Source organism: Aureimonas jatrophae (assembly GCF_900104035.1).
Taxonomy (GTDB): Bacteria; Pseudomonadota; Alphaproteobacteria; order Rhizobiales; family Rhizobiaceae; genus Aureimonas; species Aureimonas jatrophae.
This window is the reverse complement of record NZ_FNIT01000012.1, coordinates 35907-48518: the sequence shown is the minus strand read 5'-3', so window position 1 is coordinate 48518 and position 12612 is coordinate 35907. Positions and strand designations below refer to the sequence as shown.

Genomic DNA, 12612 nt, shown 5'->3' with positions numbered 1-12612 from the left:
GGGGCACGTTCCAGGACCGGTCCGGGATCGACGGCGCCGTGGACGGGCGCGTCCGCGCTCGCGGCGGTGCGGTTTCTACGAAGTCGCTCACGAAGCTAGGGGCCGATCCGGATCTTCAGCGTGTCCAGCTTGCGTCCGACGCCGTGGATCGTGATCCTTCCGTCCTCAAAGATCAGTTCCTGGAGATAGCCGAACAGCCTGTGGAAGTTTCCCTGCACGACGTTGATCCGCCTCGGCATCACCCCATCGGCCTGGAGGACGTCGAGCGAAGCCCGGAAGAATTCCCGTCCGCGAAGGATCAGCCGTTCGGTACCGTAGCGTGCATCCACCACGGCGCACATCGCGCTTCTGACCTCGTTCGGCGACAGATCCTCGACGGTGATCACCTCTCGGGAGCGACCAAGCCGTCCTATGCCTTCCAGGATCGGATCGGCGTCCCGTTCGTCGGCGGCTGGCGTGATGCCGAGCGGCTCCACCGCCTTCCATATGTCGTCGCGACTCGAACGTTCGCGCAGTCTGTCGGAAAGCGCAGTCCGGACCGATTCGAAGCGTGCCCGTTGTCCGACTCCGCTCGGTTTGAAGTCCGTCCCCGTCGAAGCCAGAACCTCGACCAGCAGGGAGATGCACCTCTCGTAGGTGCGGATCGCCGCGAGCCCTCCACCCCTGAGCAGCAGTTCGTCGTCCATCCGTATCCCCCGGCCACGTTCGATGCTTGCCCGAAGGAATGTCCGAATTCAACCGTAGAGGGTGATGCGCCGACGTCGCCGTCTTCCGATCCGGATCCGGATCGAATACGTGACAGGGTCCACTCGACCTGGATTTCGAGGCCGGACGCGTTCGTCCAGGGAGTCTGCGGCGGCCTCGCCCCGACCCAGCTGTCTCCGAAGCCCCGATCGCGGACCATGCGAAGAGTAGGTTCGGTCGAATCAAGCGCCTCAGATCCGTATCGCCGGTACGCCGGTTCTGCAAAAAAATATGCTTGATGCAACTTTTTTATCTCCGATGCATTCATTGCCCACACATCGCGTCGGGACGAATGCCTTGCCAACGAACGCCATACGATCCGATCCATCCTGCCCCGTTCCCTTGGGATCGAAACCGACGGCGTCGTACCCGAGCGGCACATCCCGTCACGGACGTCGCTCCCATGCATCGTGGCATTGGATCCCAACCACCGTGCCGTCCTGCGACGATCGCGAGACCGTACCGACATGTCTGGCGTCGACGGTACACACCGACGGCATCCGTCACGTCGTACGGGACGTACGCGAGGGATTTTCCTTCAGACCGGCACCGCAGAAAGACACGGCATCACGCTCGCATTGCCGACAGGACGAGGCCGATAGGTACGAACAGGACCAGCGCCGCAAAGATTCTCGGGTTCCGACGCGCTCGGTACGGGTCGTTAACCCGACACTAACGTTTCCGTGCAATGATTGGATCATGGTCATGACCAGCGCTCACATCGGCATCAACCTTCCGGCGTCGAGCCGGCGACGGACGGTCGTACGAAAAGCCGTGACCGCCCTCCCGGCGACGGTAGCCTGATCCTTTCCGGAGAAGGTATGCGGTCCTCCTGCCGAGGCGGGCCTGCGGGACGAAATTGCCGCCGACCCTGAGGAACGGCTCGTCCGACCGCATTCCGGAAACGATGGCCGCGGTTCGATCGTCGTGCGATCGCGGCGGGTGTCCCGTGTCGCCATCCATCGCCCTCCCACTGTCATCCGACGCCTTCCGTCCGATTCGAGAGACGTAGGTCGCTCGTAGGCATCGCTGCTGGGCGAGTACTTTCCCGTCCTCCGCACTGCCTCCTGCGACCGGCACCGTCCAGGCACTCGAACGGCGACGTGCACCGAACGTTCGCGCCCGATGCTTCGGGCGCGCGAAGCGCATTTCAGAAATTCCCGGAGAGACCAGACGCAGGCAGGCGACTGCCGGCGATCGAACCTCCGCGTCGTCCTCCACGAAGGTCCGCCATGCGCATCCGTGCATCCCTCGCCATCCGCATGGCGCACCAGATCCAGGCCGGCATCCCGATCCACCACCTACGTCGAGACCTGCGGACGCGGGCCGGCGACGGCGGTTCGGAAGCCCGAAAACCGTTCGAGCGTCGTTCGAACCCAACAGGAGTGCATCCCCATGATCGAACGCTCGCGAGCGGGTCGTCGCCCCGCACCGAAGAAGCGCGGCTCTCGGACGGGCTTCGTCGTCGATCCGTTCCGCGGTCGCCAGTACGTCTTCGAGAGCGGACTGGAGGAAGAGGCTCTCCATGTCCTGATCGCCGACCCCGACGTCACCGAGATCGAAGAGCAGCTGAAGCCGGTCTTCTTCAGGGACGCGAAGTCCGACGAACACAGCCACTGGTTCGACCAGCGTCATCGCACGTCGAAGGGGCGTCGCGTGGCGACCGCCGTCAAGTACCATGACGATGCCGTCCGCGACGGTCTCTTCGAACTGTTGGGTCACGTCGCCCGACAGGCCTTCGTGATCGACGCCGACGGTCGCCTCGTCCCGTTCGCGCACGAGTATCGCATCGTGACGGAACGGCACCTCGATGGCGTCCGGGTCGACAACGCACGGACGATCGTCGCCTGCGGAGCCGAACAGGACGTCGAGGCGACGGGCATCGTCCGCGGCTGGCTCCAGGCTGCCGACCGAACCTTCCCGCTCGGCATCGTCAATGGCGCCACCGGACTGGGGTCCCGCGGATTCCGTGCCGCGGTCGCGCTGATCCAGTCGGGAGCGGTCGTGGTCCCTTCGGGTCTGCGTATCGCTCCGGAAACCATGGTCGTGAACCGTCTCTTCAACGCTGGAGTGTAGGAGGAGGGAAGCCTTTCCTCCTATACCCGTCCCATCCGCGGAGGATTTCGTTGAACGTGCACGTCCCCCGCCCGAAACGGTCGTACCGGTTCGGGACCTACGACCGCATCGTCCACCAGGGGCGTGCCTACCGATACATCGGCAAGGTCGACCGCGTGCACGTGCTCCAGCTCGTCAACGGCGACGTCGTGGAGGACCACTTCGTCCGTCTGTCCGACGAGCAGATCGACAAGGCCCGGGAGCGGAAGCAGTTCACCCACGAGGTCGGCTTCTACTCGCTGATCGAGACGAAGCTGCGCGTCCGGAACGACGATTCGGATCTGAAGGACTTGAACGACGGTCAGCTGGCCGCCATCCACTGGCGGCATAGGTGGGTGAGGGAATTTCTCAGGCTGGAGGCCGAACACGGCAACGAGGGCAGGTCCCGCGTCGGACGCTCCCCCCGTCTCATGTCCAAGGCGATCGAGCTCCTGGCCGGACCCGTCCTCAAGTGGTACGAAGAGACGTTCGAGCAGGGGCGGCGGGAGCGGCGGGTCGCCTGGACGATGCCGACGCCGTCGGCATCCACGCTCTACGCCGCGGTTCGCGCCTACGAGAAGGGCGGCTACAAGATCGGAGCCCTACGGAGCGGTCGTTCCCGGTGCGGCAACCGCAACCAGCTCGCGCCCGAGGTCCGCGACGTCATCGACGCGGCCTGCGAGCAATACATGACCCGCGCCAAGCCGGTGAAGGCGAGGGTGGTCCAGGACGTCCACGACGCGGTCGCCCTCCTCAACTCGACCCGGTCGCCCGGCGAACGCCTATGCCTGCCGGCACCCCGCATCGTCCGGAAGCGTATCGACGCCCTCGATCCGTTCGCGGTCAAGCTCGGACGCGAGGGAGAGGACGCGGCGGTGCGCTGGTTCGCATTGGTCGGCAAGGGCGTTCCCTGCAAACGTCCCATGCAGCGCGTCGAGATCGACGACTGGGAGTTCGACCTGCAGACGTTGCTCTGCACGAGGGAGACGCTCGCCTACCTGTCGAAGCAGGAGATCGCCGCGCTCCAGCGCAGACGCTGCACGCTGACCGTCGCGATCGACTGCTGCACGTCCGCGATCGTCGGCATCAACCTGTCGGAAGAGCGGCCGAGCGCGGCTACCGCGATCGCATGCCTGAGGTCTCTGTCGACGGACAAGACGGAGCTCGCGCGTCAGGCCGGATGCGGCGGCGGCTGGCCCATGCACGGACGTCCCGCGCAGATCGTCACCGACAAGGGTCCCGCTTTCCGGTTCGAGTTCGAGGAGGTCGTTCGGCAGCTCCGCTCGGGACGGTCCATCCCCGACGCCGATCCGAGGATGAGGGGGCACATCGAACGGTTCTTCGGCACCATGGCGCGGACGTTTCCGACGTGGTTCACCGGAGCGACCCAGTCCGACGTGGTGGCGAAGGGCGACTACGCGGCGGAGGCGTTCGCGAGCCTGACGTTCGACGAGCTCTTCCTCTTCGTCGTCCGCTGGATCGTGGACGTATACCACCTGACGCCGCACGTCGCGCTGGAGCGGCTGACGCCCAGGGACGTCTGGGATAGGCTCGCCGGCGACGACGAAGGCATCGAGCTTCCCCTGTCCGACGACGAGCGGCGCAGGATCTTCGGCTTCCGAGAGTCGCGGAAGGTCAGCTGCGAAGGCATCCTCTTCTGCAACGTCTACTACCTGTCCGACGAAATCGGTTGGCTCCTGCAGCATCGTCCGCAACGGAAGGTCGACGTCCTCGTCGATCCCGACGACCTGGGATCGATCCTGCTGGTCGTGCCCAAGGATGTCAGGGACAGGGACGCGTTCGGCGGTCGACGCTACGTCGACGTACCCTGCCTGGAGCCGGAGATGCGGGGCCTCACGCTCGCCAGCTGGCTCCTCGCGCAGAAGGAGGTGCGCGACTTCGCGCGGGAACAGGCGGAGATTCATGACCCGATCCGCATCCAGGCGCGCATCGACCTGTTCAAGGGTGGACTGAAGGCCATGATCGCGGCGGGCATCTCGGACCACGTGCTTACGCAGAAGACGTACGACAGGGTGATGCGGGTCGTGGATCAAAAGGGTCGGGCGGCCCTGTCGAACCCGGCCGACCGTCTGCCGGATCTAGGAGACAGCGAACCCTACGGGCGGCTCGTCGCACGGGCTCCCGAACGCCCGACGGTCGTGGCGCCTTCCGACGTCGTCCGCAGGCGTCGGAGGGCGGACCGTCCGGCACCGGAACCGGAGGTACCCGCGAAAGCCAAGCCCATGCAGACCCGCTTCGACGAAGAGGACGACCTATGAAGGCGCCGAAAAGCGATTCCGGCGATCACGTCCATCCCGAGGCACCCGACATCGCGTCGATCGTCTCTGCCCGGCGCGGCGCTGGGCGTCAGGCCGTCCTGCAGACCATGTCGCGGGTCAGGAGCGGCTATCTGCCGACCAGGCGGGACGTCATCCTGGCAAGGGAGTTCGCGGAGTTCCTCGACGACGTCCTCGTTCAACGTGAGGACGGGACGCGCGACGACGGTCGCTGCTTCTTCGTGACCGGAGAGAGCGGCGCGGGCAAGTCCTCCTCCATACGTCGGCTCCTGGCGGCCGAGGAAGCGCTCGCTCCCGTCGTGCGGCAGGGGCGAACCTACGTTCCTTGGGTCTCGGTGAAGGGGCCGAGCCCAGGTACGCTCCAGCGTCTGGGTCTCCGGATCTGCCGCGAGATCGGGTATCCCGCAAAGGTGGACACCCCGGAGAACCGCATCTGGGAGATTCTGGGGGAGCAGCTGCGCATGCGCGGCGTACTCGTCGTCCATATCGACGAGGCCCAGCATCTCGCGCGGTCGATGCAGAGCGAGTACGAGCGCAAGAACGTGGCGAACACGTTCAAGGACGTGCTGGAGAACAAGGCCTGGCCCATCAGCTTCGTCCTGTCCGGAATTCCAATCGCGACCGAGATCGCGAGGACGGACGAGCAGATCGAACGGCGGGGACGGTTCCTGTCCTATCCGTCTCTGGACCTGGATGTCGTGGCCGACCGTAGGATCGTTCTCGACATGATCGAACTGCTCGCCGTCCGGCAGGCCGAGCTCGACATCGGCGGAATTCCGGAGGGCGATCTGCCGGACCGCATCGCCCACGCGGCCAACTACGAGATCGGCCGCGTGGCCCAGGTGATCGCCGGGGCCATCCACAAGGCGCTCCTCAGGGGGGAGGGCGTGCTGGCCGGTCGCGACTTCGTCACTGCCCATCGCTCGGTCTCCCACACCCGAGGCCTGGACCATCTGAACCCCTTCGTCGCCGAGGACTGGCGCACGCTGCAGGCCGGATCGTTCCTCATCCAGAGCGGCTGCTGAGTTGGCGAACCGAAGTGCCGCCACCAGACGCCGGGGGCGAGGCGCGAGATTCGCCTGGGTGCCGGCGCCGGGTCGGCACGAGACGGCCGTGAGCTTCCTTTCGCGACTGGCGTGGATGAACGGGCGCCCGATCGCCGACCTGAGGACCGAGACCGGCATCCAGCCAAGGAGCATCGATCTCGGCGAGGAACCGGCCATCCGCTTCATGGCGACGCTCTGCGGCATGGGCGTCGGTCCGCTCGCCCGCTGGTCGCCCCGGCGGCGGCCGGACCGCTCCTGGCAGCTGCACGGTCAGAACCTGGGCTGCGAGGGTGTCGAGCGGACCTTCTTCCGGTTCTGCCCGGCATGCGTCGCCGCGGATCTTGCAGCCGGCGGACGGGCGAATCCGTTCATGCGGGCCGAATGGACCGTCGCGGCACTCCGGACCTGCCGGGAACACGGGCTCCTCCTGGCAAGCGCATCGCCGGACCGCGATTTCTTCGTTCCCTACGACTTCGCCCGGACGATCCTCCCCATGACTTCCGACCTGCCGCGGCTGACGGAGGAGGCCGGACGGCCGTCCACCTCTCCGCTGGAAACCTATCTGGTGGATCGGCTCCTGACCGGGACGAAGAAGGGATCTTGGCTTGACGATCTGTCCTTCCACGCCGCCGCGGACCTGTCCGAGGTGTTCGGTGCCGTCGCCCTGCACGGCAAGAAGGTCAGGGTCACCAACCTGTCGGCGGCCGAGCGCGTCAATGCCGGTGCCGCCGGGCATGCTGTCCTCGCAGAGGGCAGGGCCGGCATCAGCCGCTTCCTCCTCGACCTGATCCGGGAAACGCGGGACGGAAAGGGCGTCTGGGGCCCTCAGCTCGCGATCGGGCGCATCAACGACTTCCTGGATGCCCACCGGGACGATCCCGGCTACGCGCCGGCCGTGGACTACGTTCGCGAAGTCGTCATGGACGAGGTTCCGCTCGATCCCGACGTCGAGGTACTCGGCAGGCCGGTCGGCGTCCGTCGGGTCTGGAACCTGCGGTCCCTGGCCCGCGAGGTCGGGACTACGGTGCCCCTCCTGAAGAAGATCCTGATCCGCAACCGCTACATGTCCGCCAAGTCGGAGTTCAGGGCGAGCCGATCTACGTTCGATACGGAGAAGGTCCGCGCCGTCGTCGCGACCCTGGACGACGAGCTCCTGACGCTGCCCGGCGTCATGAAGAGGACGGGCCTGACCAGGCGCCACATCGAGGCGATCGTATCGGCTGGCGGATTCGTCAGCATCACCGATGCCGGCAAGGTCCACAACGCGCAGCACCGCTTCGGCGCGAGGAACGTCGACGGCACGATGGAAGTGCTCCTGGGCGGTGAAGCCGTCGACCGGATCCCGTCCGGCATGGCGACCATCGTCGATGCCCGGCACGCTGCGATCTGCACCTTCTCCGAGGTGCTGAAGCTCGTCCTGGACGGCAGGCTGTCCCGGGTCTGCAATCTCCGGGGCGCCGAAGGTCTGGACGCGGTCCTGGTGCCCCAGGCCGAAGTGTTGGCGCTGACGAAGCGGGAGAAGCCGGCCGGCCTGACCCGGATCGAGGTGCAGCGTCGGACCGGGCTGACGCAGAAGCCGGTGCAGAAGCTCTTCGAACATCGCATCTTCCACCTGCGGATCGCCCGGAACCCTGTGAAGCGCAGCGAGGAGGTCGTCGCGACCGAGGAAAGCGTCGAGAGCTTCATGCGCGACTACATCACCCTGCATGCTCTGGCTAAGCACCACGGCATCCACTTCCTCCGGATGCAAGCGATCATGACGGTCGCCCGCATCGGGCCGATGTTCGACCCGGTCGAGTTCTCGGCGACCTTCTATCCGAGGGGGAAGGCGGAACGGCTCGACGTCGCGTCCGTCGACCCGGACAAGGTGGTTCTCCGGCAGCGGACGCGCCGAGAGGTCGCCGAACGCCTGAAGGCAGCGGCGGCGGCGACGGCGAAGTCTGCTGATGAAATCCAGCGCGAGGTCGCCAGGGAAGAGCGGGCCGTGGCTACCACGGATGAGACCGAGGAGCCTGCTCGGCAATGGAAGCGACTCGGAAGGTCCCGTCGGATCAAGGGCGCGATCGGTCGCAAGAGGGTACCGTCGCGCAGGTGGACGGCAGAGCGGATGGGTTGACCCCCCGGCATTCGGCTAGGCCCGCTCCTGATATGCTTCCATGCACTCGAAGTGATTCGGGATCCGCGGGAAAAGTTTCCGAGACCGACACTCGGTCGGTCTTGGAACCGCATTCCAACGGCAGGCCCGTAGCGCATGCCGGACGTCTTCGGTACGGCGACGGACGACCGCGGTTCGTCGGAATGCAGATGGCTTCCTCCGCCGGCCGATCGATCGCGGATGCGAACCTTCGCCTCAAGGGTGTTCCAGGAGATCATGAACGAACGTCATGCACTGGTGATCGGAGCGGACGCATATCCGGGCGCGGAACTATCCAATGCCGTCGGGGACGCTCGGCGCGTGGCGGCAGCGCTGACCATGCGTGGCTTCTCGACTGAGATCGTCCTCGACCCCGAGCTGTCGGCGGTCGAGTCAGCACTCGCTGACTTCAGGTCCGTCGCTCGGAACGCGGAACTGGCCATGATCTATCTCGCGGGGCACGCCGTCGAACGCCACGGCAACGGGTTCTTCCTGCCGGTCGATTTCGAATTTCCGTTGACGGTCGGACGCTTGCGCTTCATGGCGACGCCCCTCAACGCCTTCGTCGATGCGACGGAAGGTGCCGCGTCCCGCATCCTCGTGCTCGACGCCTGTCGGAACTGGCCCCACGACCCGGACGAAGGCCGGCGCACGTTGCACGATCTGGAGGAACTGTCGGCCGACGAAAGGAGCTGGCCGAACCTCCTCCTCGCCTATGCGACCAGCTCGACGGAGAAGGCCGGTGACGGTGCCGAGGGACAGGGCAGCGTGTTCTCCCGCTCCCTCTGCCGTCATCTTCTGGACCATGCGCTCACCGTCGACGAATGCCTCCGACGCGTGTCGCAGGACGTCGTGGCCCATCGACGTGGACAGCAGCCATGGACATACTCCAGCCTCGCGAGCACGCAGTCCTTCACTGATCTGCCGCGTTTCGCCGTGATCCAGCGGCATGCCGTGCCGAACCATGATCATTCCAGTCTCGGCACCTGGACGACGATGGGTGTCCAGAGGCGCTCCGTCTTCGTCGGACTCGGAGATTCGCTGGCGTGGAACTTGGACTTCGCCGGTTCCATGCAGATTCCCTACCATGGCGAGGACCGACTCGTTGGCGCCGCCGTGTCGGGACGACGGATCTATCTCTCGGGCTCGCGAGGAGCGCTGTATGCCGTAGGCGTCGACGGGTGCGTACTGCAGATCGACGTGCCCCACTCCAACGGGTTGGCGGCTTCGCCGACTGGCGACGGCTTCGTCCACTATGGCGCCAGCTTCGTCAGCTGTCTGAAGACCGACCCTGAAGTCGAGGAGATCGTGCGGCACGACGTCGGCTTCGACGTCTACTGCTGCAGCTATATGCCCGACGGTCTGGTCTGGATCGCCGGGGACGAAGGTAGGATCTGCGAGATCGATCCACGAAAGCCCGACGGACGAACTCGCGAGATCGGCAGGGTAAGGACACATGTGAACGCGATGGCGGTCGCTCCCGACGGGCAACGGATCTACGTCGTCGGCCAGTCCGGTCTCGCCGTGGAATTGGATCGCTCCGGCCGGCAGACGGCGGAACTGCTCCCCGCCCGACAGTTCGGGACCGCCGCGGGCATCCGTGCACGGCTGCATGACATGGCGGAAGACGAGGTCATCCATCGGTTCATCTTCGAACCGTCGAAGCTTCGGAACGACGTCCAGAAGAAGCTGGTGGAACGCCTCGGAGTTCCCGACTACCATGCCTGTGCCGCGTCGCCGACGATGCCGATCCTGGCAGTCGCGACACAGGAAAGCAGCGTCGTCCTCCTCGACACGCGCGACCGCCAGGTGATCCAGGAGCTGGACGTCGGCTCCGGCAACCCGGCTATCGTCTCCGGCGTGCACTTCCTTTCCGACCGCGAACTCGTGGTCGTCGGCGGCCACGGCGAGGTGACGTTCTTCGGCGCGTGGCCGCGACGGTGAGGTCGCGATGCGTACCGGGAGCGCGTCGTCGGAACGACCCGCCGTGCAGGCGGACGGATCCGGGTCCGACATCGTCCGCCATGGCGCGACGCGGTCGACGCTCGATGGTCCGGTACTGCCAGTATCCGAGAAGCGAAAGGGAAACGTCTGGTGAACCAGTCGTCGAAGGACGGTACTGAAATGCCTTCGCCACCGAACGGTCGAACGGATGCGGCACCGGGTTGGCAACGCCGCGTCGGGCCGCTCTTGGAGCGGGGTGCGGATACCATCGGCCCTGTGCTGTTCGCGTCGGCCATGATCCTCGTGGCGGTCTCGATGTATGCCGCAGCCGCGAGCGTGGCCGCTCGCGGCTGGACCGGCGATGCCGCGTCGTGGATTCAGGCTGCGGGATCGATCGCGGCGATCGTCGGAGCCGCATGGATCGCACGAAGCGAGGCCGCTCGTGCCCGCAGGGATCGTCGACGCCAGTACGAGGAGGCGGCGGGACACGTACGCTTCGTGATCGCCCAGGCCCAGTTCGAAAGTCAGATCGTCGCGGCCGATCTCGTCAATCGCAGCGTCGCCATCACCCCTGCGGACGTCCGCGACTGGCGCATGCGCATGTTGACGTCCTCGTCGAGTCTGGCGGCCTTCGCTGCCCGGACGGACCATATCCATCCCATGGTGTCGCACGTCATCGCGAACGCCAGGGTCCTGACGGACGATATGCTAGCCCGGCTGGAGGAGGTCGCGTCATTGGTGGATGGCGGGGGGCAACCGGACGAGGACATGAAGGGGAGCCTCGTCGGTCCGCATCATGCGCTCGCGGAACTGCTGCAGCTCTACGATCGACGCATGGAGGGCATCCAGAACGCCCTTGACCAGAGTGGCGGCTCGCTCCCGATCTCGTCCTGGCGGAACTAGCGCCATCGTCCGTCCCGAGACGACCACGTCCGCTTCCGGACCTGTCACCCTGGGGTCGACGTTTCGGACGCCGGGATGGGGTCGCTGCGAGAAGCGTCGTCTCGTGCCATCTCCGAAGCCCGATCGGCACGGGGTCTGCAGGGGTGTGGCCGACGACGTGCAGCGACTGCACGGGCCCGGACAATGCGAAGCGACGTGCCTCGCACCCGACGAGAAGCCAGGTCACGGCTCGCCCATGGGAACGCTTGATACCGGGGTTGCCGATGCGAGGGAAAGAATGTGGGAAACCGCCAGCCGGCGCGCTCGCCGACGATGGCGACATGGGACGGCAGACGGGTGGCGATCACGTGTAGAGCGGGCTACGATGCGGTCAGGAGCCCCTCGATGGCCGGGACCGCCGTCTGGGCGAGCGAAGCCGCGCCATATGCCTTTAGGAGCCAGTCGCCGGTCTCGTAGGCGGTCTTGGTCTTCTCCAGCTTCCCGTAGACCGCCTCGATGAGGGTTGCGACCTTCGACAGCACGGCTGCGGCGTCCGGATTGCGGGCGGCGTCGAGACCCTGCCGCTCCAGCAACATGTAGGCTGCGATCACCTCCCTCAGCGAAGCGAGCGTATAGCCCCCGCCCAGCCAGCGGAACCGTTCGAGGCGGAACAGGAGGTGGCCCAGTCCTTCTATGAGGGCCTGCCGGATGAAGTCGTTCTCGACCAGCTGATGCTCGTGCAACCAGTCCATCAGTTCGGTGACCTGCCCGATCAGTTCTTCGCGCTCGCCGGCAAGGCACAATGGCTTCTCGGCGATCGCGGCTACGACGCCGACTGGTTCCGGGACGCCGTGCAAGCGAAGGGCATCAAACCCTGCATTCCAGAGCGCAAGTCGGGCAACGCGCCGGTGCGCCACGATAAACGCCGCTACATCAGACGCAATCGCATCGAGATCATGTTTGGCCGACTGAAGGACTGGCGGCGCGTCGCAACCCGCTACGATCGCTTGGCCGAAACATATCTCGCCGCCATCGCCCTCGTTGCCGCAGTAACTCAATGGGTTGAGTGAGTCCCCTACCTAGTAAATACCGACTGCGGGAGGCGATGCTGCGGAGGAAGGGCTCGCGGATGTCCTTGCCACTTACGGCGAGGTGGCGGACCTGACGGCGGTGTTGGAAGGGGTCTCTACGACGGACCGTTCGGGAGCGGATCTGGCTGGGTACGTCGGCATCCGTCTCGCTGGCTACGGTAGCTGAAATCCACCATCCGGGCACGTCGCGATGCGCCCGCTCCGTCTGGTAGACTCTGGACCGCTTCAGCCCCGAACGGCGACCCCAGACGTCCGATTCTGCTTATTGGTGTTAGGAATCGCGATCAATGGTGGTCAATATAGAACGCGTCTCAAAACCCTAAGCATTCACAGTTGGTTACGGGCGACATGGTTCGGAACTATGGTGATATCGACACCTT

Annotated in this window: 8 protein-coding genes and 1 pseudogene; 7 read left to right on the top strand and 2 right to left on the bottom strand. The window is 65.7% G+C overall.

Annotated features, from left to right (window positions below; all coding sequences use genetic code 11):
- Positions 1–95 precede the first annotated feature (95 nt).
- A complete protein-coding gene (locus BLQ76_RS18820) occupies positions 96–686 on the bottom strand; it encodes a hypothetical protein (RefSeq protein WP_090676528.1) in 591 nt (196 codons plus the stop codon).
- Between the two features lie 1453 nt (positions 687–2139).
- On the opposite strand from BLQ76_RS18820, the gene BLQ76_RS18815 reads away from it, so the two are divergent.
- The 6 genes from BLQ76_RS18815 (at position 2140) to BLQ76_RS18790 (ending at position 11162) form a co-directional block, all read left to right on the top strand.
- A complete protein-coding gene (locus tag BLQ76_RS18815; RefSeq protein WP_090676527.1) occupies positions 2140–2820 on the top strand; it encodes a hypothetical protein in 681 nt (226 codons plus the stop codon).
- A 50-nt stretch (positions 2821–2870) separates the two neighbouring features.
- Positions 2871–5117: a Mu transposase C-terminal domain-containing protein gene (locus BLQ76_RS18810; protein WP_090676525.1), complete on the top strand. Its 2247-nt coding sequence runs from the start codon at positions 2871–2873 to the stop codon at positions 5115–5117.
- Positions 5114–6160 (top strand): ATP-binding protein, encoded by a 1047-nt coding sequence (locus BLQ76_RS18805; RefSeq protein ID WP_090676524.1) that lies wholly within the window; start codon positions 5114–5116, stop codon positions 6158–6160. The genes BLQ76_RS18810 and BLQ76_RS18805 overlap by 4 nt, the downstream gene beginning before the upstream one ends.
- A 58-nt stretch (positions 6161–6218) precedes the next feature.
- Positions 6219–8297, top strand: coding sequence for a TniQ family protein (locus BLQ76_RS18800; RefSeq protein WP_280140081.1), 2079 nt, complete (start codon positions 6219–6221; stop codon positions 8295–8297).
- Between the two features lie 255 nt (positions 8298–8552).
- Positions 8553–10259: a caspase family protein gene (locus BLQ76_RS18795; protein ID WP_170842666.1), complete on the top strand. Its 1707-nt coding sequence runs from the start codon at positions 8553–8555 to the stop codon at positions 10257–10259.
- 276 nt (positions 10260–10535) lie between these two features.
- Complete coding sequence (locus tag BLQ76_RS18790) at positions 10536–11162, top strand: hypothetical protein (RefSeq protein ID WP_090676518.1); 627 nt, start codon at positions 10536–10538, stop codon at positions 11160–11162.
- A gap of 359 nt (positions 11163–11521) precedes the next feature.
- Here BLQ76_RS18790 and BLQ76_RS18785 read toward each other — a convergent pair whose 3' ends face one another.
- Complete coding sequence (locus BLQ76_RS18785) at positions 11522–11893, bottom strand: hypothetical protein (protein ID WP_139184061.1); 372 nt, start codon at positions 11891–11893, stop codon at positions 11522–11524.
- Positions 11894–11935: 42 nt separating this feature from the next.
- Here BLQ76_RS18785 and BLQ76_RS18780 point away from each other — a divergent pair.
- A pseudogene (locus BLQ76_RS18780) lies at positions 11936–12211 on the top strand (transposase); the annotation flags it as partial.
- Positions 12212–12612 lie beyond the last annotated feature (401 nt).